We start from the raw sequence: 22,877 nt of genomic DNA, 5'->3' as shown, positions 1-22,877 counted from the left end.
CCCCGATGAACCCAGCCGACCTGACCGCGATCGACTTCCACGTGCACGTGGAGCAGGACGCCCACGGTCACCTCGCGCTCGACGCCGAGCTGATGGACGCCTCGGCCGCCTACTTCAAGGCCGGCCAGGACCGCACCCCTACCGTCGAGACGATCGCCGCGCACTACCGAGAGCGCCGGATGGCCGCCGTGATCTTCACGGTGGACGCCACCACGGGTCTGGGCCACCCCGCCCTGTCCAGCGAGGAGATCGCCGAGGCCGCGGCCGCCCACCCCGACGTCCTCGTTCCGTTCGGCTCGGTCGACCCGCACCGGCCGGACGCCGTCGCCCGGGCCCGCGCGCTCGTCCTCGACCACGGCGTCCGCGGCTTCAAGTTCCACCCCAGCCTCCAGGCGTTCGCGCCGAACGACCCCGAGCACTACCGGCTCTACGAGGTGCTCCAGGAACTGGGGGTCCCCGCCCTGTTCCACACCGGACAGTCCGGGATCGGCGCCGGCCTGCCCGGTGGGCGCGGCATCAAGCTGCGCTACTCCGACCCGATGCTCCTGGACGACGTCGCCGCCGACTTCCCCGGTCTGACGATCGTCCTGGCGCATCCGTCGGTGCCCTGGCAGGACGAGGCGATCTCCATCGCCACGCACAAGGCCAACGTGTACATCGACCTGTCGGGCTGGTCCCCGAAGTACTTCCCGCCGCAGCTCGTCAAGGCGGCCGGTTCCTTCCTCCGGCACAAGGTGCTGTTCGGCTCGGACTTCCCCGTCGTCACGCCCGACCGATGGCTGGCCGACTTCGACGCCCTCGACATCAAGCCGGAGGTCCGCCCTCTCGTCCTCAAGGAGAACGCCATCCGCGTCCTCGGCCGCTGACCCCGCCGGCCCTCCCGGGGAAGCGCGCGGAGCGCGGGGAGTTCCGGGGCCGTCGGCTCGGGGTGATTCTCCCCGTCCACCGGGCCGTGGGCGGCGGGCCGGGACTTGCCATGCGGCCTGTCACTGGTCAGTATGGTTACGTGAATCACGCATTTCCCTGTGGGACGCTCTGCCTGGACTTCGTCGGCACGCTGCGGGCGCGGCGCAACGCCGCTCCCCTGGAGAAGCTGGCCACGCCCGGGCTCCTCGACGACTGGTTCATGGAGTCGGGGATGCTGGATCTCCCGCCCGGCGCCCGCGAGGCGGACGTGGTGATCGCCGTGCAGTTGCGTGAGGCGGTCTACGACCTGGTGGCCGCCCGGCTCGACGGCCGTTCACTGCCGGCGGAGTCGGTGGCGGAGGTGAACCTGCACGCCTCCGGTCTGCCGGTGACGCTGCGGCTGGGACCGGACGGGGTGATGCGGTCGGGGTCGGTCGCCCAGGGGCTGGCGGACCTCGCCCGAGAGACGGTGCAGCTGGTCGGCGGGGACGAGGCCGCGCTGCTGCGGGAGTGTGCCCGCCCGGAGTGCACGCAGGTCTATCTCGACCGCTCGCGCGGGCATCGCCGCGAGTGGTGTGCGATGCGGACGTGCGGCAACCGGGTCAAGGCGGCGAACTACCGGGCGCGCCAGCACGCCGCCCAGGACTGACCGCCCGGTCCCGGAATCCGCCGGCTCAGCCGCCATCACCTGTTTGACCGGTGATGGCGGCTGTGTCAGTCTGGGGGCGTGTCGCATCCCCCGGCGAGGTGACACACCCAGGCAGACCGGTCGGCCTCGTGAGGCCGGCCGGAGTGACGCGACGTACGAGAGGACGGTGACGGGCGATGACCGGCAGCGAGGAACGGGCCGTACTGGCGGGCGGCTGCTTCTGGGGCATGCAGGAACTCATCCGCAAGCAGCCCGGTGTGCTGGCGACGCGGGTGGGGTACAGCGGCGGCGAACTGGCCGAACCGACGTACCGTCACCACGACGGGCACGCGGAGTCCGTCGAGATCGTCTTCGACCCGACGGCGACCGACTACCGGGCCCTCCTGGAGTTCTTCTTCCAGATCCACGACCCCACCACGAAGAACCGGCAGGGCAACGACATCGGGGACAGCTACCGCTCCGCCGTCTTCTACCTGGACGACGAGCAGCGGCGCGTCGCCGAGGACACCATCGCCGACGTCGAGGCATCCGGCCTGTGGCCGGGACCGGTGGTCACCGAGGTCACCCCGGCGGGCCCGTTCTGGGAGGCGGAGCCCGAGCACCAGGACTATCTGCAGCGCTACCCGGACGGCTACACCTGCCACTTCCCCCGCGCCGGCTGGCGGCTGCCCCGGCGGGGCGAGTCCTGACCTGATCCGGCCCGCCCACCCCGGCACCTCAGACGACCTGCCGGGGTACGGGGCGGGGCCCGGAGCCGGCAGCCGCACGGGAGTCCGAGGAACGCTGACCGCATCCTGTGGGGCAAACCGGAAACGTGGTTCACTCGTCGAGACCTTCCACTTGTCTCGACGAAGTGAGGTATTCCGGTGACTGTTCTCGCGGACTCCGTCGAATCGATGGAGCAACTGGCCCTGGTCTGGCGGGCCATGGTCCTCGACCGGGACAGGGACGCCGACGTCCGTGATCTCCCGGGCATCGCCGTCCGCTGGGCCGACTGCCGCTTCGCCTTCTGGAACTGCGTCACCCTCACCGAGGTCGGCGCCGACGCCGGGCTCCTCGAACGGCGACTGCACGAAGCCGCGGACGTCATGCGCGCGAAGCGGCAGCCCGGCTTCCTCTGGGTCTTCGAAGACCTGATCGATGCCGACGCACGCCCCGGCCTGGAGGCGGCGGCCGAACGGGCGGGCCTCGCGCACGCCTTTCCCGGCACCGGCATGGCCGGGGACCTGCTGCCCCTGCCGGAGCCCGTCCATCCGGACCTGACATTCGTGCGGGTGTCGACCGACGAACAGCTCCAGGCGTACGCGGACCTCAACTCCCGTGCCTACGGCTTCCCCCTGGAAGACGGCCGGGACGGCCTCGCCGGCTCCGTGCTGTGGAAGGACGGGGTGCACGCCTACCTGGGCGTACGGGACGGTGTCCCGGTGACGTGCGCCGCGACGGTGGAGGCGGAGGGCCGGCTCTTCGTCGTGCTCGTGGCCACCGACCCGCAGTGGGAGCGCCGCGGTTACGGCGAGGCGGTGACGAGGAAGGCGCTGTACGAGGGCGCCCGCGCCACCGGCCTCACCCGCGCCACCCTGCACGCGACCGTCGCGGGGGCACCGGTGTACCCGCGCATCGGATTCCGGCCGAACTCGCCGATGCACTTCTTCGCCCTCAAGGGCTGACCGGTCCGGTCAGCCGGGGCCGCGCCACACGTTGTCGAAGGCCGCCTGCTCGACGGTCCGCCGCTGCCGTACGCCCTCCAGCTCCAGCAGCGCGTCGCCGACGGCGGCCAGGACAAGCGTCACCGAGTCGTCGAGAGCCTCGACGCGGCCCGGCTCGGACGCCTCCTCGGCGCGGAAACCCAGCTCCTCGGCGAGACTCACGAGCACCGGGTCGGCGGAAGACCACAGATCCGCGGCCCGGCGGCGCGCCGCCGAGTCCTGCAGGACCGGCGCACCGTCCGCGAGGGGGAGCCCGCGATGCCGCCGCCGGGTGAGCGCGCCCTCCGTCTCCAGAGCCGCGAGGTACGCCTCGGCCAGCCCATCGCCTCTGCGCCACAGCCAGTCACCGACCGACTCGTACGGCTCTTCCCGGCGCAGTGAGGCGAGCGCCCGCGACAGGAGGTCGCCGGCCGGGAGGGGGTCTCCCACGGGTACGACGAGTTCCGCCCGCAGCGCGACCGCACCGACCTCCAGCAGGTCGACGAGCTCTGCCCCCGCCAGTGCGAGCGACAGATCGCCCGGACGCACCTCCCGGTCGGCCTTCTCGCCCAGGACGACCATGAGAAGGTCGCGTGCTGTCGTCACGAAGCCCTCACATCCTCAAAGCGCCGACGAACGGACAGATGCGTGTCCCACCTTACGACCTTCGCTCCCGGAAGTCCGGGGTCGCCGGTCTGGCGCGGGAAGTCACCGGCGGGGTGTGCGACCCCGCGCTTTCAGGCGGACTCGGCGAGGGTGTACATCACTGACCGCTGCTGCTTGTGACGCTGGATGCGCCCCTCGGCCACGAGCGACTCCAGGGCGTTGCGCACGACCTGGGGGGTGGGGTTGCGGTCCGGGTGCCTCTCCACCAGTTCGTCCCGCAGCTCCTTCGCCAGGCGCGGCTCGTCATGGCCGGCGAGCAGGGACGTCAGGAGGTCTACGAGCAACGGCTGCGGCGACGTCCCCTTCGCGGCCGACCGTGCGGTCTTCCCCGTTCGTGCCTTGCGTCCCGCCTGCCGCGAGGCGGTGCGTGCGGTGGCCGAAGCGGATGCCCGGCGCGACGTCGTCCCGCTGGGCGCGGGCTCTTCCTGGGCCTGCTCGGGCCGGGCCGGGCCCTGCGCCAACCCCTCGTACCGTTCGGCGAGCTTGAGGATGTCGACCAGGAGGGCTTCCTCCTGCTTCAGCAACTTCACCTTCTCGGTCAGCTCCTGCTGACGTCGACGGTTCTCTTCCAGATCCGACGCGGCCTGATCGACGATCCGCGCCCGGAGCGTGGCGGCCGGCTGGCTGGTCACAACCGTTCACTCCCTAAGTGGATGACGCTGCGCATGGTATCGACGCGGAGGCTCATCTCGTACGACATGCCCCGAGGTGTGCTCATGAACCCTGCGCCGGGCGTGACGCACGCGGACGCTTCTCAGCGCGTAACCATCTTGACCGGTTACCAACTAGGTGTCAGTCTCTTCTCGTACTCGCCTTGCGGGAGGCGTCACGCATCCGCGTCACCGCTTCGGGCGGATACCCGCTTCAGACAGGGAAACCATGAAGCGACGACTTGTGACCGCCGTCGCGGCGGGCGTGCCGCTCGCCGCCGCGTTGTACCTGCCGACCGCCCGGGCGGACACCGAGAACCTCGCCGCCCAGCCGCTCGGCTGCTCCACCGTCACCGTGCAGGCGCCCGCAGGCACCCACCCGGGCGAGGGCGACCACGCCAAGGTGAAGGTCTGGCTGCCCAAGGACGGCTGGAGCGGACGCCTGCAGACGGTCGGCGGGAGCGCCTTCGCCGCCGGTGCCGCGCTTCCGGTGCGTCTCCTCGTCCCGCTACTGATCCGCCGACCACGCCGGGGTAAACGGGAAAGAACCGGGTGAGGGCCGGCAGCGCCTGAGCATGCTGCGCAGTACGGCGTCGGTGTGATCGGGACGGCTGCATGCTGGGGGAGCGCCCCTATGTCTTTGATCATGCTGGACGGCTCACAATGCGGGCATGGATGACGGGGGTGGGGACTCGGTGTCGGTGTGGCGGGTGGACGGGACGGCTCGTGGGGCAGGCTATGCGATCCCGGTTGTCGTGGGGGTGAAGGCGCTCTGGGGCTGGGCGGGTTGGGTTTCCTCGCCAGGGCCGGAGACGGCCCGGCTGGCCGGCGTGTGGACGGGACTGGCCGTCGGCGTTGCGTCGTTCTTCTGGTGGGCGATTCTCCGGGTCCGGCTCGAGGTCGGTCCTGACGGGATCGTGGCGGTCAATCCGTGGGGTACCCAACGGCTGGCTCTGGACGAGGTGGCTGCGGTGCGGCTCGGTGCGTGGGGTGCGGAGTTCCATCACGGAGACGGCTTCAAGACCACGGCCTACGCGCTGAGCGAGCTGGCCTCGGGAACCTCGCAGGACCGGCGCTTCGCGGAACTGCAGGCTGTTCTGGAGGCGGACCCTGATCCTTCGTCACGGTGAAGCCTCCGTGACGCCTGACAGGGGGCGGCGGGCCGGACGTCGGCCCGCCGCCGGGCCGACCCCAGGGCTATGCGGCCGGCCGGGCCTCTTCCGTGTTCGCGGTTTCGTCTCGCCGATGAGGTCGATGAACTTCCGCCGGTCGCTGGGCGCCGCGCGTCAACGGCCGTACGGGAGAGTGGCGTTCACCGCGGCTGCTGCTCGGCGATCACAGCCCAGTCGTCCGCCGCGCGACCGTCGGCGATCGCCTGGTCGAACACGCCCCTGAGCAGTTCGCCGAACGGCAGGGAGACCGCTTGGCCGGCTGCCGCCTCAAGGGCGAGGTGGAGGTCCTTGCGTCCGAGTGCCGTGGTGAACCCGGCCGGCTGGTAAGTCCGCTGCGCGATCATCGACCCGTATCCGGAGTAGACGGGCCCGGGAAAGAGCGTCGAGGCCAGCAGTTCGACGAACTGGCCCGGGTCGGCGCCGGCCGCGGCGGCGACGCTGACCGCCTCCCCGAGCGACTGGATCGCGCAGGCGATCAGGTAGTTGCCCAGGACTTTGGCGATGTTGGCCTGCTCGGGCAGCTCGCCCAGGCGCCAGGTGCGGGATCCGATCACGTCGAAGAACGGCTGGACCCGGTCGACGAGTTCGGGCTCCCCTGCGGCGAGGACGTTCAGCGAACCGGCCTCCGCGACGCTGACCCGGCCGAACACCGGGGCGGCGACGTAGCCGATCCCGTGCGCGGCGTGCTCCTCTGCGGCGCGGCGGGCCAGCTCGACGCTCACCGTGGCCACGTTGACGTGGACCGCACCACGCCGGGCCTCGCCAAGGACCCCGGAGTCGAGAAAGACCTGCTCGACGGATGCGTCGTCGGACAGAACCGAGAACACCACCGGGCACTGCAATGCCTCCGCGACGGATGTGACGCGGAGAGCACCGGCGTCGGCGAGCTCTTCCGCAGGCCCCGCTGAACGGTTCCACACCACGGTCTCGTGGCCTGCCCGCACCAGATTGCGCGCGATCGCCCGCCCCATCCCGCCCAGACCGATGACTGCGACCTCGCCCATCACGCAACCTCCCCTGTGAACCATCTGAGACGGTTCCATTGTGACGCGGGTCGATGCCCGTGTCGAACCGGCTAAGCTGGTTCGAGCAGCGGTCCATGGTGGTGCGGAAGGTGGTGACCGTGGAGGCCCGTCAACTGTTCCGACTGGACAACGAGGTGCTGGCGTTCCGCTTCACTGCCACGATGAGCGACCGGGCCGGCGCGGCGCCCCGGGAGCGGCTCTCCAGCCACGGCCGGCTGAAGCTCTGGTTGCGTGCCGCGGGGCTCGGCGTCCCCGACGTCTCACCGGCCGAACTTCAGGGTGCGCTCAGCCTGAGGGAAGCGATCTACCGTGCCGGACTGGCCGTCACCGTCGCCCAGCTGCCCGATCCGGGTGACGCGGCAATCCTGAACAGGGTCGCGGCGGCCGGGCAGTCCAGGCCGGCGCTCGGCGAGAACGGGCTCGCGGTCTGGAACCTCGGCAAGGAAGCGCCGGTACCGGACGCGCTCGGCGTGCTGGCCGCCGACGCCATCCACGTACTCGGAGGCCCCGACCGCCACCGGATCAAGGCATGCGAAGGCCCCGGCTGCGCCGGCCTGTTCCTCGACACCAGTCGCGGCGCGAACCGCCGCTGGTGCTCCATGAACACCTGCGGCAACAGGGTCAAGAAGGCCCGACTCGCCAACAAGTAGCTGGCCGGAACCTCCCCAAGCCGTCCGCCACCACCTCGCGCTCAACTCACAGGCGGATCACCAGCGCGGACACTAGAAGGGGTCCACGTCGACGACGGCCTGCGCGAACGCCGCAGCGGTGCGCTCGAAGACGGCGTCGTCGAACTCCCAGGTCGGGGAGACGAGGTTCCAGACGAGCCGGGTCAGGTCGTGGCGCAGGTCCTTGCGCTCCATGGCCTCCCTGCCGCGTTCGGTGGCGAAGTAGTACTGGCACCACCAGGTGTGCTCGGCAGCGGGCGAGATCGGCTCCAGCTGCATGGCGCGGTTGGTGATGAGGTAACCGCTTACCGAGACGAGGGCCTTCACGCGCTCGGGCCATAGGGCGGCGAGGACGTCGCCCGTTCGCGAACCCCAGTCGAAACCGGCGATCACCGCCCGCTGGATCCTGAGGGCGTCCATGAGCGCGATGACGTCCAGGGCGATCGCCGACCGCTGGGCGTTCCGGAACGTACGCGGGGACAGGAAGCGCGTCGTGCCGTGACCACGCAGATAGGGCACGATCACGCGGTATCCCTGGTCGGCCAGCAGGGGAGCGACGTCGACATAGCCGTGGATGTCGTACGGCCAGCCGCGCAGGCAGATGACCGCGGGCCCGTGTGCGGGGCCCAGTTCCCGCTGCGGCAACATGGTGCAGGTGAGCGAATCTACTGAGCAGGCGCAGGACGTATCCCGTCTCTGGCACGAACACCTTCATGCACCTTTTCCCGCCGACCTGCGAGGTGCCGAGTTCGGGGGCACAGACATGGTGTTGCTCGACGCGGACACCGCCGGCTGCGTTCTTTCGTGGCTGAACAACGGCGGCACTCTCGACCCGAAGCGCACTCGCATCCTGCAGAGCTGCATCGAGGACCTGGACCGAGTCATGCCTCAGATCGCCAACCATGCAGGAACCCAGTACTACGAGCGCCTTCGCCGGCTCGCCCTGCTCGTGGCAAGGGCTCTCCCCAGTACGAAATGAGACGGCGTCTTGCAGCTGTCCGGCCGATCTTGCTTGGAGTGGTGCGTCGAGGCCATGCCGCTATGCCTTCCGGTGTATCGGAAGGGTGACGCTAGTGTCCGGTTCGGGCGCGCCGCTGCGACAGAACAAGCCGATGTGAACGGCTTTCGCAAATGGAATTCAATCCTCCATCCCTTACGCCGGTCAACAGCAACACTGTGGCTGACGGGCAGCGGCTGCCGTGTTGCGGCGCGGCCAGTCGATTGGCGTAGATCAGGTAGACGAGAACCTGATCAGTGATGGCCGCACCTGTCTGCGGACCGCCCTCCGTCAGGGCGGCCGAGCAACTCGGTTGGCCTCCTTGGTGCTTCAGTTGGCCAGGGGCCGGTACGAAGAGATCATGGTGAGATGACAGATCGCCATTCTTCTGCGTCGCCGACCGTGGTGCGACTCATGGAGTACACGAAGACCGAGCAGATCGAGATCCTCGGCGACAGCGCGGATCCCTTCGGCGTCGCAGACGCCGGATTGACATGGCTGCCCAAGAAAGATCATTTCGGCATCAGGCAGAACGGCCGCCTCGTCGCGCACGCCGGTCTACTGAAACTCCCCCTATCGATCGACGGCGTCGGCACACAGGTGGTGGGCGTCGGCGGGGTGGCTGTCGCTCCTGACCTGCGGGGACACGGACTGGCGCGGGCGGTCGTATCGGCAGCCCTGGACCACGCACGGACGATGGGGCCACAGCACGGGCTTCTCTTCTGTCGGCCACCGCTGGTCCCGCTCTACCAGCGGCTCGGCTGGCGAACCCTTGAGCAGGACGTCCACGTCGAACAACCCGAGGGGCCCGTGATCATGCCGCTGCGGACCATGTGGACGCCACTGCGCGAGGGTGCGCACTGGCCTGCTGGAGAGGTCCGCCTGCTTTCGTTCCCCATGTGATGGATGGCTTCGGCGAGGGCCGTCCCCTGCTCGACGGGCCCGCCGGGATCAAGGGCTGGGGGCGCAACACCGCGCTTCTCGTCCTGGCCCTGGGAATCGGGATCGCTCCGACTCCGGTGGGCCAGGGCATCTTCAACGGGATCGGTCAGCTGGTCCGCGGCATCTCGCAGGCCGGATCGTGAGTGGGCGGTCCCGTCCCGGCGGCCACCGTCCTCGTGCGAAGCCGGCGTCGCGCCGCCGGCCGGCCCGGTCGCTGTCGAGGAGTGGTGCGGCAACCCGCCGGCAGATACGGGCTGTTGGCTGGGAGCGGGCCGGTCTGTGCCTTCTGCTGCTTGCGGTGGTGTGGAGTCTGGTCGCCGGCGCGATTCGATGGCTGGCCGCACATCCCTGGATGCCGGTCGCGCTCCTGTTGGCCGTTGCGACGGCCGGCGGGGCATGGGTGCGTCGGAAGCGAGAGGCCGCCCGTCGGGAGCGCCTGCGGGACCGGGGGCTGCGTTACGCGCTGCCGCAGATCGATGCCCTGCATCACCGGCAGTTCGAGGAAGCCGTACGGGATTCTGATGCGCCGCGACGGTTGTCACCGGACGACCCGGGTCGGTGGGGCCGGCGACAACGGTGCCGATGTGAAGGCCACCGATCCCTTCGGCCGCCTGTGGGTGATCCAGTGCAAGCACCGCAAGACCGGTCTGGCGGGTGCTGCGGTGGGGACTCCGGACCTGCATGTCCTCAACGGGACCGGACGGCCCGTCCACAAGGGCGATGTCGTCGTGCTGGTCACCAACGGCCGATTCACGAGCAAGGCCGTTGTCTTCGCCCGTTCGCAGCGTCTTCACCTGGTGGACCGCGAGCTCCTCGCCCAGTGGGCCGCCGGCTCGGCGCCGCTCTGGGAACTGCTGGGCACTCTTCCCCCTCCGCGTCGTCGCACCTTCGGCTCCTGACCGCGGCCGACCAGCGCGCAGGCGCATCCCGACATGCAGGCGTATCCCATCGGTGGTTTCGTGGAAGGGAGCGCATGCCTCCCCGATCCTTCACGTCTCTACCGATTCCGAGGTGGGCAGGATGCCTGACTTCAAGCTCGGAGACTCCCTGGACGGCTATGACGACGACGTCGTGAGGATGCCGCCGCCGGTCGTGTTCCGTGCCCAGCCCGACAGTTACGTGGTGCTCAAGACGCCCGAGCAGCTTCGGGCCTGGGAGCAGGCGGTCCGTCAGACGACCGGACTGGAGATCGTCGCCGAGAACCTGGCGGGCGTGGCGTCCGAGACGGGATGCTCCTACGGCGAGGCCAGCCACAGCGACGACTGCGGTCTGGCGTGATCCTTTCCGTTTCGGTCCACGAGGACCTCCACGCGCTGGCCGTGCAGCACGCTGTACGTCGCCGGGGCCGGGAGTTCCACATCGTGGAGAGCGACAGCATCGGCGGCCGACGGGCGTTGTCCTGGCGTTCCGACGGCGGGTTCGGCTCGACCACGGTGATGACGGCGGACGGTGCCCGTGTGGCACCCGAGGAGGCCGGCGTGCTGTGGTGGCGGCGGCCGCGGGCGGACCAGACCGTGGCCGCCGGAGCGGCAAGCGCCCACGAGCGCAGCCTGGTCAACAACGACTGCCGGGGCGCGCTCGGCGGCATTCTCGCCGCCTCCTTCCACGGGCAGTGGATCTCGCCGGCCGACGCCACCGACCGTGCCGCCGACAAGGTCTACCAACTCGCGGTCGCCCGTGACGCCGGATTCCGCGTGCCCCGCACCCTGATCTCGCAGTCCCGCGAGGAGGTCGTCGCCTTCACCCGCGAGGTCGGCCGGGCCATCGTGAAACCCGTGGTCGGCGCGCGGGGCCCGTCGCTGTGGACCCGTCGCATCGACTCCCCGGAGTCCTTCCCGGCATCCTCGTTCGAGGTCTGCCCCGCCACCTACCAGGAGTACATCGAGGGACGCCACCATGTACGGCTGAACTGCTTCGGCGAGCGGATGTACGCGGCCCTCATCGAGACGCAGGAGCTGGACTGGCGTCCCGACCTCGACGTCCCCATCCGCCCGTGGCGCGTACCCGACACCCTCCATCGCCAGGTGACGACGGTCCTGCGGCGCCTCGGCCTGCGCATGGGCATCGTCGACCTGAAGCTGACTCCGCAGGGGGAGCCGGTGTGGCTGGAGGTCAACCCTCAGGGCCAGTTCCTGTTCCTGGAACCCCTCACCGGCGAGCCCTTGACCGAGCACTTCGCGGACTTCCTGCTGTCGGCGGAGGAGGAGGCGGAGGCGGAGCCGGCCGCAGGCTCTGCGAGCCGCGCCGGTGAGGTGACACGGCGTCGGTCGGAGTGAGGGGGAGCCGCAGGGGGAGGCACGTGGGTTCATGCGCGGTGTGTCAGGCAGCAGGCAGGATGAGGGGACGATCGACCGGAAGGGACTCGGGGTGGGTTACGTACTGCATGCGGTGATCGCGGGCGAGGAGATCCTGCGCGTCGCGTCACGGGAGGTCCCCGGAGCTCGGGTGGTGCCTGTTCGTCAGGGCCTGTCGCTGATGCCGATGACCGACGATGTCTTCGATGCCGTCACGAGTGGCAGCGACAGTGAGGACCTGGGGTTCTGGCGGCTGCCGGGGGGCTTCGAGAACCTCCTCGCTCGTTGGTCCTCCACCGGGCCGATCGCCTATGTGGAAGCCGAGTACTTCGGGGGAGCCGGCGAGCAGCGAGCAGCCGTCTGGGAAGGCGGAGCGCTCGTGCTCGGACCACTGGATGCACCCGTGAAGAAGCGGTTCTCACGGACGATCAGTCCGATTTCCCAGGCGCTGCGGAGGCTCGGTGCACGAAGGAGCCTGGGCGAGGACGAGTTCGACGCCGTGGGACTTGATCGTCACCGACGCAACGAAGACTGGAGCTGATCGAGCGCCGGTGTGGGAGAGGTGCCGAGCCGACCCGGAAGGAGCGTCATGGTTCTCGTGCGGATCCTGTACGCGTCCCGGCACGGCTCCACCCAGGAGATCGCCCAGCGGATCGGTACCCGGCTGAGCGCGAGCGGTCACCGTGTCGACGTGCAGCCGCTGCGTACGGGCTCCGACCGAGGGCGGCTCCCGCAGGCCGACGCGTACGTGGTGGGGAGCGCGGTTCATGACGGGGCCTGGCTGCCGGAGGCGGAAGCCGTCGTCCGGGGCGGGGCCGGGCAGCTGCGGGAGCTGCCGGTGTGGATGTTCAGCGTCGGGATGTCCGCCGCCCTGCCCAGGCCCTTGCGCGGGCTCGCGGAACGTGCGGTGCAGCCGCGGATCGCCGCGCTCGTCGATGCCGTGCGTCCGCAGGAGCATCGGCGCTTCTCGGGAGTGATCCGGCGCGAGCACCTCGACCGCAGAGGAGCCGTGTTCTTCCGTCTGCTCGGCTGTCGTTACGGGGACCACCGGGACTGGGCGGCGATCGAGGACTGGGCCGAGGGCATCGCCGGGCGGCTCGGCGCGCCGCGCCCGCCTGGTTCCCCCCACTTCCCGTAGTTTCCCGTAGCCGCGGCGCGACCTTCAGGGGCCGGGAGCCGCGGGTCAGTCCGCTACGCGGACCGCGCGTGCGGGGCGGATGGCCGCGGCGCGGCGGGCCGGACCCACGGTGGCCAGGAGCGAGGCGACGAAGGTGGCCACCGCCAGGCCGAGGATGCCGGCCCACTCGACGGGGAACCCGCCTTCGAGGCCCTCGAAGGCCGCGCTGTTGCGGTACATCAGCCAGGTCGTCAGGACACCGAGCAGGGATCCGAGCACGATTCCCTCCGCCGCGACGAAGGCGCTCTCCCAGAGGAAGGACCGGCGGACGGTCCGCGCCCGGAAGCCGAGGGCCCGCAGGATTCCGATGGTGCGCCGGCGTTCGCGCACGGCGCGGACCATGACGACGCCGAGGCCGGTGATGCCCACGCCGAGGCCCAGGGCGAGGAAGCCCTGCATGAGGCGGAAGAAGGCGGTGCTGGAGTCGAACTGGTGGCGGATCTCGGAGGCGATCGGGGTGGCGACCAGGCTGGACGACAACTGCTCGCCCTGCAGTTGGGTCGCCAGGGTGTCGGGGGACGTGCCGGGTCGGGTGCTGACGAGGGCGGAGGCGTTCTGGGCCTGGTCGCCGAACAGGTTGCGCATGCTCTGCTCGCCCATGACCACGGGGTAGGTGGTCGAACTGGCGCCGGTGCCCGGGTAGAAGACCATCCCGTTGCTGAGGACGCCCGCGATGATCTTCTGTTCGCTGTGGCCGGTCCGCGGGTCGGTGACGGTGAGGGTGTCGCCGGGGTCGTAGTAGTCGCCGGCCGGGCCGCCGGTGCTCCCGAAGAAGGCGTCGATCACGACGTAACGGGGATCGGCGGCGAGCGCGTGCCAGACCGCCGGGTCGTTGGCGAGTCCGGGCAGCCGTTCACGGAAGGTGATGCCGGTGATCGCGCCGTTCGGCACTCCCACGGCCGCGACGTCAAGGAGCTGGGTGCTGCGGTGGCCGGGGTCGGTGGCCCGGCCGGTGCCGTTGAGCAGTGGCGTGACGGTGTCGATGCCGGAAGCCGACGGGCCGTTCCGAAGCCCGGCGACGAGCCGGTCGCCCGCGACCTGCGGGTTGTAGTCGAGGCGCAGGGAGTAGCCGGCGGTGGCGTCGGTGACGACTCCGTCGACGCCGGCGCGAAGGATGCCGGAGATCTCCGTCAGCAGGACGAGAACGAACACGATCAGCGTGTACATCACGAGCGTTGCGCCCGTACGGAACCGTTTCGCCAGCGGGTAGGCGACCGCGAGCCGCGCCGCCAGGCCCGACTCCGACGGGCGCTCGAGGAGGCGCCGTACGGGGCGGAGCAGCGTCTTCTGGTTGTTGCTGACGAGCACCACGGCGGAGAATGCGGCGAGGGCGCCCTGGATGACGTACACGGACATGGAGGGCGCGTCGAAGATCCGCGGGCGCAGGACCGGTGCCAGCAGGGTCCAGGCCAGTACGGAGCCCGCGACCAGCGTGGTGGCGGCCTGCCGGGACATCACCCGCAGCAGGGCGGGGGTGGCGAAGGCGAGGGCGAGCGCCGGCATGAGGTAGGTGGCGTCGGCCTGGCTGCGGGCCACGGCGGGCACGGCCGCGACCGCGAAGAGGACCGACAGGGCGCTGCACACGACGAGCAGTCTGCGGCGCGGGCCGCGCCCGGGTGCCGACGGCAGGTCCCGGATGGCGGCGATGATGTTGAACCTGCTGATCCGCGTGCTCGTCCCGAGGATGGCCGCGAACGCGATGAGCAGGCCCATGGCCACCCCGTTCAGGATGCTGGTGGGCGTGACGGCGAAGGCGATCCGGATGCTGCTGCCGCCGACCGACCAGCCGCGGAAGATCTCCGCGGCCACCACGGCGACGCCCCAGCCGACGGCCACTCCGATGGCCGCGCCCGGCAGCGCGGAGAGCAGCGCGTAGGCGGCCCCTTCGAGTGTGAAGGACCCGATCAGACGCGAGCGCTTCATGCCGATCGCCCGCACCATGCCCATCTGCGCCTTCCGCTCCTCGCCCAGCATGACGAAGATGTTCACGAGCAGCAGGGCGCCCGCGATGATGCTGAAGCTGCCGATCATCAGGAACAGCGCGCCGAGCGAGTCCCCGGCCTGCTTGGCATCCCTCAGGACCGTGTGTTTCGGGGTGTCGATCGTCGTCTGGCGGGAGAGCGGCCCCAGCGCCTCGCGGATGTCCGAGGTCACCTGCGGAGTCAGGGCGTCGCCGCCCTCGACACCGCCGCGGTTGGACACGAAGGTGACCGCACGCGCCTCGGTGCCGGCGGCCCGGGCCGCGGCGTCCAGGGTTCCCGGAGCCAGGAACGCGTCACGGTTCAGCCTGCCGCCCAGGCCGACGCCGGCCAGACCCTGCTCCGGCACCACCCGCTCCACGCGGTAGGTGTGCGGGTTCCCGAACAGGTAGAGCGTGATCGGCTCCCCGGCGCCCACGCGCAGCGACCGGGCCAGCGGCGCGTTGATCACGACCTGCCCGGGTTTCGGGTCGGGCCCGGTGAGACCGGAGCTCCCGCCCGCCGCACCGAAGCGGGACGCCTCGTCGAAGTCCATCTGCCAGGCCAGGACGCGCGGTTCGGCGACCGGACGGCCCTCAGGGCGGCTGACGCCCGATGCCTGGGTGGTCCGGGCGGTCAGCACGCCGTCGACGTCCGGGCCGGTCCGCAGGGCGGCGAGCCGCTCGGTGACCGCGCGTCCGGCCGGGCCGGGCGGTGCCACGACGCGCTCGTCCACCGGGCCCAGCGTGCGGTAGGCCTCCTGGCGCACCGAGAAGTTGAGGGTGTCGCCGACGACGAGGGCCCCGATGATGATGGCCGTGCCGAGGACCGATCCACCGATGACCAGTGCGGCCTCGGTGCGCCGTCGGGCGAGCTGGCGGAAGGCCAGGCGACGCGAGACCGGCTGTCGGACCGCGACCAGGGCGAGCGCTACGAGGACGAGCGCGAGTGCGATGAGCAGCGGGGCCAGGAGGTTGGGATACATCATCGGCCCCGGGGGGCGTCGGTGGCCGCGTCGGTGGCTGCTTCCGTGGCCGGGACGCGCTGCGGAAGGTCGTCGACCAGCCGCCCGTCGCGCATCCGGATCAGCCGGGGGACACGGGCACCGATGGTGCTGTCGTGGGTGACCAGGACGATCGTCTGGTCCTCGTCCCGGTTGAGTTCGCACAGCAGGTCCATGACCTGATCGGCCATGGCGCTGTCGAGGTTGCCGGTCGGTTCGTCCGCCCACACGATGGCCGGCCGGCCGGTGAGGGCGCGCGCGATGGTCACCCGCTGCTGTTCACCGCCGGACAGTTCGCTGGGCCGGTGCCCGACCCGGTGGCCGAGGCCGACCCGGTCGAGCATGGCCAGCGCCCTGTGGCGCGCCTCGCGCGGCCGGGTGCCGACGAGCAGGAGCGGGAGTTCGACGTTCTCCACCGCGGAGAAGACGGGGATCAGGTTGAACGACTGGAAGACGAAACCCATCGTGCGGGCCCGGTGCTCCGTGCGCGCGGCGTCCGACATCGCGAACAGGTCACGGCCGTCGATCTCCACCCGGCCGCCGTCGATGTCGTCGAGCCCGGACAGACAGTTCAGCAGGGTGGTCTTGCCGGAACCGGACGGGCCCATGACCCCCACGAGCTCGCCGTGGCGTACGACGAGATCCAGGTCGTCCAGGGCGGTGACCGCCACCGAGCCCGTCCGGTAGATCTTGCGGACTCCCGTGGCGACGAGGAGAGGCCGGTCGCTGTTCATGCCTTCCATACGAAACCCGGAGGAAGCCGGCCGCCACGGCCATCCTGGCCCGGGCAGGGGGGACGAACGGCCCAATCCGGAACCGGCGGGCCGGGTCACGCGTCCGCCGAGACACGCACGCGCCGCCGGACGACAGTGGCGGTGAGAGCCCCCGCGACCAGGGCGGTCACGGCGAGGAGGACGAAGCCCCACGTGTAGTCGTGTGCGACGCTGTCGACCGCGCCCATCACGAGCGGTGGGAAGAAGCCGCCGAGACCACCCGCCGCCCCCACCAGGCCCGTCACCGAGCCGACCCGCTCGGCCGGCACCAGCCGGGCCACGAGGGCGAAGACCGCCCCGGAGCCGGCGCCCAGACCGGCGGCCATGCCGAGGAAGGCCGCGGTTCCGACCGGGACCAGATCCGCCTCGAAGGAGGCGACGAGTGCGCACACGGCGACGAGCCCGTACGACCCCGTCAGCACGGGGACGGGATGGATGCGGTCCGACAGCCAGCCGCCCAGGGGCCGCATGGCGACCGCGAGGACGACGAAGCCCGCGGTCCGCAGCGCCGCGTCCGAGCGGCTGAGTTCGTAGGCCCGGGTCAGATAGGTGGGCAGGTAGACGCTGAAGGCGACGAACCCGCCGAAGGACACGGCGTACAGGAACGCCAGGTGCCAGGTCGACGGCGTGCGCGCGGCCAGTGCGGTGCGGGACCGGAGCGAACCCGCCGCGGTCGCGCGTCCCGGACGGTCGCGCAGCAGGTACCGGGCCACCACGGCGTACCCGGCGAGGCAGCCGGCCACGAGATCGAACGGGAAGGCACGCCCGACGGCGTCGGTCAGCTGCACGGTCGTGAACGACGACAGGGCGGTGCCGCCGGTGCCGATGCCGAAGATCCCGAGGGCGACGCCCCTGCGCGCCGGCGGATACCAGGCGTTGACGAACGGGACGCCGACGGCGAAGGCGGTTCCGCCCAGCCCGAGCAGGAAGCCGCCGGCCAGCACCTCCGGCAGCGAGTCGGCGAGATGCCCCAGGTACAGCACCGGCAGAATCGTCAGCGCGGCGACGAGGGGGAACATCCGCTGGGCTCCCCAGCGGTCCGTCAGCGCCCCGGCGGGGATCCTGCCGAGCGCGCCGACGACCACCGGCACGGCGACCACCAGGGACTGCTCGAACGAACTGAGGCCCAGGTCGTCGCGCAGCCGCGGGCCGAGCGGCGCGAGCAGGGCCCATGCCCAGAAGCAGAGGGTGAATCCGACCGTGGCCAGGAGCAGCATCCGCCACGGCCGGGGCGCGTCGTCCGCGCCGGGCGGTCTCCCGGTGATCCGGATCATGATGCCTCCCGGCAGTGGCCCGCGTCGTCGGCGCGGAGCCCTGCCGGTTCCCACCGTCCCGGAGGCGGGATCCCGGCCCCAAGGGCCGTTCGTCCCCTTCCGTGCCCGACCGGTCCCGGCGGGGGATCCGGTCGGCCCTGTGCGCCGTGTCCCGGCCGGGGCACCGTGGGAGTGGCCGGCCGGACCGGGACAGGAACGCTCCGCGGGTGCCGGTCCGGCCGCCGGGAGCGTGAGGTGGACATGATGTTCTGGTACGGCAACGGCATGAACGGATGGGGCTGGTTCGCCATGGCGGCCGGCATGGTCCTGTTCTGGGGCCTCCTCATCACCGCCGTCGTCTTGATCTTCCGTTCGCTGGACCGTGCCGCGGAACGGCCGGCGCGTCAGGGCCCCACGGCGCCCGAGCAGATCCTGGCCGAGCGGCTGGCTCGCGGTGAGATCGACGAGGAGGAGTACCGCAGGCGCCTGAGCACCCTGCGGAGTGCGGAGCCATAGCTTCCGCCCAGGGACCTCGCCGGGATGCGGGCGCGGACGCGCCCGGTCACCCTGGGACCATGGCCGGACGGGCGCCCGCGGAGCCGGGCGGACCCCGTGACGCGCTCCGCGAGCTGACCGCACGGCACGGAGCGCGCGGCGGCCTGCTGCCGGCCGCGCTGGAGCGGATCAGGGCGGCGACCGCCGCGGGGCCGGAGGAATGGGCGCCCCAGGTCGCGGCGGCGGCCGGACTCCCGGCCGCCGCGGGGCTCGGTCCCGCCACGTACTTCGCCGATCTCGCCGCCCCGCGCGGCGAGCGGCACGTGCGCGTGTGCACCGCGACGGCGTGCTTCGCCGCCCGCGGCGGCCGGCACCTGGCGGAGGCCGAGGAGGCGCTCGGCGTGACGGCCGGCCAGGTCGACGACGCCGGCCGCACCTCGCTGCAGACCGTGCGCTGCCTCGGCTACTGCTACGCGGGCCCCGCGGCCCTCGACGGCACGCGCCCGTGCGCGGGGGCCGACCTGGCCGACCAGCTCGCCGGTCGTACGGAGCCGCGCGCGCCCGGCATTCCCGCCGCCGACACCACCGGGGCGCCCGTCCTGCTCGCGGGCATCGTGAACGAGGAGTCCGCCTGGGACGTGTGGCGCCGGGCGGCGGCCGGGCTGCGCCCCGACGACGTACGCGAGGAGGTCGCCGCCTCCGGGCTGCGCGGGCGCGGCGGGGCCGGCTTCCCGGTGGCGGCCAAGTGGGCCGCGGTCGCCGGCGGGCCGGGTGCGGTCGTGGTCGCCAACGGCGACGAGGGCGACCCCGGCTCGTACGCCGACCGGCTGCTGATGGAGGAGGACCCGCAGCGGGTCCTCGCCGGGCTGGCCCTGGCCTGCTTCGCCTGCGGCGCCCGGCGGGGAACGGTGCTGGTGCGCTCCGAGTACCCGAGAGCGGTGGCCCGCCTGCGCCGGGCGGTGAAGGACGCGGTGGCGGCCGGCGACCTCGCCGCCTCCGTCGAGGCGGCCGGGCCGCAGCCGTTCGTCGAGATCGTCGAAGGAGCGGGTTCCTACGTGGCGGGGGAGGAGACCGCGCTCATCGCCCGCCTGGAGGGCGCCCGCGGCACCGCGCGCCCCCGGCCGCCGTACCCGACCGACCGCGGACTGTGGGACGCGCCCACCGTGGTGAACAACGTGGAGACCCTGGCCACCGTGCCCTGGATCGTCCAGCACGGCGGCGCCGCCTACGCCCGGCGCGGCGCGGCCGGCGAGAGCGGTACGAAGCTGGTCTGCCTCTCCGAGCGGTTCGCCCGCCCCGGCGCGTACGAGGTCGAACTCGGCACCCCCGTACGGGAGATCGTGAGCAGACACGGAGGCGGACTCAAGGACGGCCGGGCACTCGTCGCCCTCCAGGTCGGCGGCCCCCTCGGCGGCTTCCTCTCCGCCGACGACCTCGACCTGCCGCTCACCTCCCAGGCGCTCGCCGACCACGGAGCCGCACTCGGCCACGCCGGCCTGGTCGCCTTCGACGCCGACACCGACCCGCACCGGCTCCTCCGGCACGTCTGGGAGTTCGCCGCCGACGAGAGCTGCGGAGCCTGCTCGCCCTGCCGGGTCGGCACGAGACGGGGGCTCGAACTCGCCCGCGAACGAGGCGGCGCGCCGGGGGAGGCGTACGAACGGCTGGCCCGGCTGATGGGCGAGGCGAGCCTCTGTGCCTTCGGCCGCCGCGTGCCCGTCGCCGTCCGCAGCCTCGCCCGCGCCTACGGGGCCGCCCTGACGGAGTGGAACCGATGACACAACGGCCGATGACACACCTCCCGACGACACACCTTCAGGTCGACGGTGTCGCAGTGGAACTGCCGGCCGGAGCGAGCCTGCTCGACGCGGTACGCGCCGCCGGCGCCGAACTGCCCACCCTCTGTCACGACGACCGCCTCCGGCCGGCCGGCTCCTGCCGCACCTGCCTCGTCCACGCCGACGGGCGGACCGTCGCCGCCTGCGTCACCCCGGCCGCACCGGACATGACGGTCGACACCACCGGCGACGAGGTACGGGCCCTGCGCCGGGACGCCCTCGCCCTCATCGCCTCGGCGCTTCCGCCCCACGCGCTCGGGGACGACACGCCGAGCGAACTCGCCGAAGCCTGCCGGGAGGCGGGCATCACTCCGGACGGATCCGCCCCGACGCAGCCGCGCGGCCGCGACGACACCCATCCGTACGTCCACCTCGACCGCGACCTCTGCATCGCCTGCGGGCGCTGCGTCCGCATGTGCTCCGACGTCCAGGGCACCTTCGCGCTCACCCTCACGGGACGCGGAGCCGACACGGTCGTAGCCCCCGGCACCGGCGGGCCCTGGGCCGCATCCGACTGCGTGGCCTGCGGCGGCTGCGTCGACACGTGCCCCACCGGCGCCATCACCCAGCCCGGACCCGGCCGGGGCCTCACCTCCCGGCACGCCGATCCCGGCCGGACCCGCACCACCTGCGGGTACTGCGGAGTCGGCTGCACCCTCGACGTCGTCGTCCGCGACGACCGGGTCGCCGCCGTCCTCCCCGCCCGGGACGGGCCGGTCAACCAGGGGCACGCCTGCGTCAAGGGCCGCTTCTCGTACGGCTACCTCACCTCGCCGGACCGGCTCACCGAACCTCTCGTCCGCCGCGCCGGCGTCCTGACACCGGTGAGCTGGGAGGAGGCGATCGGCGTCGTCGCGGACGGACTGCGCGCCGCCGTCGACCAGGGCGGGCCCGACGCGGTCGCCGCCATCTCCTCCGCCCGGGCCACCAACGAGGAGAACTACCTCGTACAGAAGTTCCTGCGGACCGTCATCGGCACCAACAGCGTCGACAACTGCTCCCGCCTCTGCCACGCACCGTCCGCCGCCGGGCTCACCGCGTCCTTCGGACGGGCCGGCGGCACCGACCCCTTCGACGACGTGGAGACGGCCGACTGCCTCCTCGTCGTCGGCGCCAACCCCGTCGAGGCCCACCCCGTCGTCGGCGCCCGGCTCCTCCAACGGGCCCTGTCCGGCGCCACGCTGATCGTCGCCGACCCCCGGGCCGTCGGCCTCGCCCGCCACGCGGACCTGCACCTGCGCCCCAGGCCCGGCACCAACGTCGCCCTCTTCCACGGCCTGGCCCACGTCCTCGTCGCCGAGGGCCTGACCGACCCCGGCTTCCTGAGCGAACGCGCCACCGGGCTCGACGAACTCACCGCACTCCTGGCCGACTACCCGCCCGATCGTGTCGCCGGGATCACCGGCGTCCCGGCCGAGCACATCACGGAAGCGGCCCGGCTCTACGGCCGCGCCGAGCGCCCGGCCGTCCTGTACGGGCTCGGCGTCACCGAGCACCTGCACGGCACCGACGGCGTCCGCACCCTGGCCAACCTGCCCATCCTGCGCGGCGCCGTCGGCGGCACCGGACGAGGATTCGGCATCAGCCCGCTGCGCGGCCAGAACAACGTCCAGGGCGCCTCCGACATGGGCGCCCTGCCCGACCTCCTCCCCGGCTACGGCCGCGTCACCGACCCCGAGGCCCGCGCCCGCGCCGAAGCGGTCTGGGGCCGGCCGGTACCGCGGAAGCCGGGTCTGCGGATCCCCGAGATGTTCGACGCGGCCCGCGAGGGCCGGCTGCGGGCCTTGTGGATCATCGGCGAGGACGTGTGCTCGACCGACCCCGACAGCAGGCGCGTCGCCGAGGCCCTCGACGCCTGCCCGCTGGTCGTCGTCAACGAACTGTTCCTGGGGGAGACCGCCCGGCACGCGGACGTCGTCCTGCCCGTGGCCTCCTGGCTGGAGAAGGACGGGACCTTCGTCAACTTCGACCGCCGGTTCCAGCGGGTACGGCGGGCCGTCGCCCCGCCCGGCGGGGCCCGTACCGACTTCGCTGCCGTGCACGCCGTCGCCGCCGCACTCGGCGCCGACCTCGGCTGCCCCACCCCCGCCGAGGCCCTCGCCGAATGCGGCCGCGTGACCCCGCTCTTCGCCGGGATCTCACACGCCCGCCTCGACCGCGAGGGCGCCGTGCCCTGGCCCTGCCCCGCACCGGACCAGCCGGGCGAAGCCACCCTGTACGCCGAGGAGTTCGCGACCCCGGACGGCCGCGCCCACCTGTGCGCCGCTCCGTATCTCCCGCCGGGCGAGGAACCGGACGCCGACTACCCGCTCCTGCTCGTCACGGGCCGCCGCTGGGCCCACTACAACTCGGGCAGCATGACCCGGCGCGGCGGCAACCTCGTCCTCGACACCCACGGCCGTCTCGACCTGCACCCCGAGGACGCGGCACGGTACGGGGTGCGCGACGGCGCCCCCGTCGTCGTCGACAGCCGCCACGGACAGGCGCGGCTGATCGCCCGGGTGGGATCCGACCTCGCGCCCGGACAGGTCTTCTCCGCGTTCCACTTCCCGGACGAGGCCGTCAATTCACTCACGTCGGAGCACGCCGACACCGTGACCTCGTGCCCGGAGTACAAGGTCACGGCGGTACGGCTGCGGCCGACGGCCCCGCACGGATGACGCGGGGCGGCGCGGTGACGCCCGTGGGGTGAGGCGGGTGCGGTGCCGCGGGGTGAGGTGGGTGCA

At 72.0% G+C, this 22,877-nt stretch carries 23 protein-coding genes and 2 pseudogenes; 18 read left to right on the top strand and 7 right to left on the bottom strand.

All coding sequences use genetic code 11. From position 1 onward, the window contains the following. Window positions 1-5 precede the first annotated feature (5 nt). The 4 genes from ACWEV0_RS00440 (at window position 6) to ACWEV0_RS00425 (ending at window position 3,222) form a co-directional block, all read left to right on the top strand. The gene (locus ACWEV0_RS00440; protein ID WP_453145046.1) at window positions 6-866 is read left to right on the top strand and encodes an amidohydrolase family protein; all 861 of its coding nucleotides are present in this window, start codon (window positions 6-8) and stop codon (window positions 864-866) included. A 140-nt stretch (window positions 867-1,006) separates the two neighbouring features. Next, window positions 1,007-1,555: a CGNR zinc finger domain-containing protein gene (locus ACWEV0_RS00435; RefSeq protein ID WP_453145044.1), complete on the top strand. Its 549-nt coding sequence runs from the start codon at window positions 1,007-1,009 to the stop codon at window positions 1,553-1,555. A 176-nt stretch (window positions 1,556-1,731) separates the two neighbouring features. Next, window positions 1,732-2,244, top strand: coding sequence for a peptide-methionine (S)-S-oxide reductase MsrA (gene msrA / locus ACWEV0_RS00430; RefSeq protein WP_453145043.1), 513 nt, complete (start codon window positions 1,732-1,734; stop codon window positions 2,242-2,244). A gap of 177 nt (window positions 2,245-2,421) precedes the next feature. Beyond that, complete coding sequence (locus ACWEV0_RS00425) at window positions 2,422-3,222, top strand: GNAT family N-acetyltransferase (protein WP_453145041.1); 801 nt, start codon at window positions 2,422-2,424, stop codon at window positions 3,220-3,222. A gap of 9 nt (window positions 3,223-3,231) precedes the next feature. Here ACWEV0_RS00425 and ACWEV0_RS00420 read toward each other — a convergent pair whose 3' ends face one another. Next, complete coding sequence (locus ACWEV0_RS00420; protein WP_453145039.1) at window positions 3,232-3,846, bottom strand: GPP34 family phosphoprotein; 615 nt, start codon at window positions 3,844-3,846, stop codon at window positions 3,232-3,234. Between the two features lie 131 nt (window positions 3,847-3,977). Beyond that, window positions 3,978-4,538 carry a hypothetical protein gene (locus tag ACWEV0_RS00415; RefSeq protein WP_453145037.1) on the bottom strand — a complete coding sequence of 187 codons (561 nt, stop codon included), beginning with the start codon at window positions 4,536-4,538 and terminating at the stop codon, window positions 3,978-3,980. Between the two features lie 247 nt (window positions 4,539-4,785). Between ACWEV0_RS00415 and ACWEV0_RS00410 the strand changes: the two genes are divergently transcribed. Together ACWEV0_RS00410 and ACWEV0_RS00405 are read left to right on the top strand one after the other, a co-directional pair. Beyond that, on the top strand, window positions 4,786-5,112 hold the full coding sequence (locus ACWEV0_RS00410) for a hypothetical protein (RefSeq protein WP_453145035.1): 327 nt from the start codon (window positions 4,786-4,788) through the stop codon (window positions 5,110-5,112). Window positions 5,113-5,227: 115 nt separating this feature from the next. Next, entirely contained in the window at window positions 5,228-5,686 is a 459-nt protein-coding gene (locus tag ACWEV0_RS00405; RefSeq protein ID WP_453145033.1) for a PH domain-containing protein, read from the top strand. A 182-nt stretch (window positions 5,687-5,868) separates the two neighbouring features. Here ACWEV0_RS00405 and ACWEV0_RS00400 read toward each other — a convergent pair whose 3' ends face one another. Next, complete coding sequence (locus ACWEV0_RS00400; protein ID WP_453145032.1) at window positions 5,869-6,732, bottom strand: NAD(P)-dependent oxidoreductase; 864 nt, start codon at window positions 6,730-6,732, stop codon at window positions 5,869-5,871. A gap of 113 nt (window positions 6,733-6,845) precedes the next feature. Here ACWEV0_RS00400 and ACWEV0_RS00395 point away from each other — a divergent pair, with 113 nt between their 5' ends. Beyond that, window positions 6,846-7,403 (top strand): CGNR zinc finger domain-containing protein, encoded by a 558-nt coding sequence (locus tag ACWEV0_RS00395; RefSeq protein WP_453145030.1) that lies wholly within the window; start codon window positions 6,846-6,848, stop codon window positions 7,401-7,403. 105 nt (window positions 7,404-7,508) lie between these two features. On the opposite strand, the pseudogene ACWEV0_RS00390 reads toward ACWEV0_RS00395, so the two are convergent. Further along, window positions 7,509-8,054 (bottom strand): annotated as a pseudogene (locus ACWEV0_RS00390) (alpha/beta fold hydrolase); the annotation flags it as partial. A gap of 22 nt (window positions 8,055-8,076) precedes the next feature. On the opposite strand from ACWEV0_RS00390, the gene ACWEV0_RS00385 reads away from it, so the two are divergent. From ACWEV0_RS00385 to ACWEV0_RS00350, 8 genes and pseudogenes are all read left to right on the top strand, one after another. Next, complete coding sequence (locus tag ACWEV0_RS00385; RefSeq protein WP_453145028.1) at window positions 8,077-8,400, top strand: hypothetical protein; 324 nt, start codon at window positions 8,077-8,079, stop codon at window positions 8,398-8,400. 432 nt (window positions 8,401-8,832) lie between these two features. After that, window positions 8,833-9,321, top strand: coding sequence for a GNAT family N-acetyltransferase (locus ACWEV0_RS00380; protein ID WP_453145026.1), 489 nt, complete (start codon window positions 8,833-8,835; stop codon window positions 9,319-9,321). Beyond that, the gene (locus ACWEV0_RS00375) at window positions 9,321-9,503 is read left to right on the top strand and encodes a hypothetical protein (RefSeq protein ID WP_453145260.1); all 183 of its coding nucleotides are present in this window, start codon (window positions 9,321-9,323) and stop codon (window positions 9,501-9,503) included. Before ACWEV0_RS00380 ends, ACWEV0_RS00375 begins: the two co-directional genes overlap by 1 nt. A 71-nt stretch (window positions 9,504-9,574) precedes the next feature. Continuing rightward, a pseudogene (locus ACWEV0_RS00370) lies at window positions 9,575-10,259 on the top strand (restriction endonuclease). Between the two features lie 121 nt (window positions 10,260-10,380). Next, window positions 10,381-10,638 (top strand): hypothetical protein, encoded by a 258-nt coding sequence (locus ACWEV0_RS00365; RefSeq protein WP_453145024.1) that lies wholly within the window; start codon window positions 10,381-10,383, stop codon window positions 10,636-10,638. Then, window positions 10,635-11,636: an ATP-grasp domain-containing protein gene (locus ACWEV0_RS00360; RefSeq protein ID WP_453145022.1), complete on the top strand. Its 1,002-nt coding sequence runs from the start codon at window positions 10,635-10,637 to the stop codon at window positions 11,634-11,636. Before ACWEV0_RS00365 ends, ACWEV0_RS00360 begins: the two co-directional genes overlap by 4 nt. Window positions 11,637-11,727: 91 nt before the next feature. After that, window positions 11,728-12,195, top strand: a complete 468-nt coding sequence (locus ACWEV0_RS00355) for a hypothetical protein (RefSeq protein WP_453145020.1) — start codon at window positions 11,728-11,730, stop codon at window positions 12,193-12,195. 48 nt (window positions 12,196-12,243) lie between these two features. Further along, window positions 12,244-12,792: a flavodoxin domain-containing protein gene (locus ACWEV0_RS00350; protein WP_453145018.1), complete on the top strand. Its 549-nt coding sequence runs from the start codon at window positions 12,244-12,246 to the stop codon at window positions 12,790-12,792. A gap of 45 nt (window positions 12,793-12,837) precedes the next feature. Here the strand turns inward: ACWEV0_RS00350 and ACWEV0_RS00345 are convergent, their stop codons facing one another. The 3 genes from ACWEV0_RS00345 to ACWEV0_RS00335 form a co-directional block, all read right to left on the bottom strand. Next, entirely contained in the window at window positions 12,838-15,774 is a 2,937-nt protein-coding gene (locus ACWEV0_RS00345; RefSeq protein WP_453145016.1) for an ABC transporter permease, read from the bottom strand. After that, entirely contained in the window at window positions 15,774-16,526 is a 753-nt protein-coding gene (locus ACWEV0_RS00340; RefSeq protein ID WP_453145014.1) for an ABC transporter ATP-binding protein, read from the bottom strand. The genes ACWEV0_RS00345 and ACWEV0_RS00340 overlap by 1 nt, the downstream gene beginning before the upstream one ends. Window positions 16,527-16,621: 95 nt before the next feature. Beyond that, window positions 16,622-17,839: an MFS transporter gene (locus tag ACWEV0_RS00335; protein ID WP_453145013.1), complete on the bottom strand. Its 1,218-nt coding sequence runs from the start codon at window positions 17,837-17,839 to the stop codon at window positions 16,622-16,624. A 240-nt stretch (window positions 17,840-18,079) separates the two neighbouring features. On the opposite strand from ACWEV0_RS00335, the gene ACWEV0_RS00330 reads away from it, so the two are divergent. The 3 genes from ACWEV0_RS00330 to fdhF are packed head-to-tail and all read left to right on the top strand — an operon-like array spanning window position 18,080 to window position 22,811. Next, window positions 18,080-18,334 carry an SHOCT domain-containing protein gene (locus ACWEV0_RS00330; protein WP_453145258.1) on the top strand — a complete coding sequence of 85 codons (255 nt, stop codon included), beginning with the start codon at window positions 18,080-18,082 and terminating at the stop codon, window positions 18,332-18,334. A 59-nt stretch (window positions 18,335-18,393) separates the two neighbouring features. Continuing rightward, complete coding sequence (locus ACWEV0_RS00325) at window positions 18,394-20,091, top strand: NAD(P)H-dependent oxidoreductase subunit E (RefSeq protein WP_453145011.1); 1,698 nt, start codon at window positions 18,394-18,396, stop codon at window positions 20,089-20,091. Next, a complete protein-coding gene (fdhF, locus tag ACWEV0_RS00320) occupies window positions 20,088-22,811 on the top strand; it encodes a formate dehydrogenase subunit alpha (RefSeq protein WP_453145010.1) in 2,724 nt (907 codons plus the stop codon). The genes ACWEV0_RS00325 and fdhF overlap by 4 nt, the downstream gene beginning before the upstream one ends. Window positions 22,812-22,877 lie beyond the last annotated feature (66 nt).

It is taken from the genome of Streptomyces sp. NPDC003943 (genome assembly GCF_053605265.1).
Note: the sequence above shows the minus strand (reverse complement) of the source record. Positions and strands in the feature narration are given on the sequence as shown.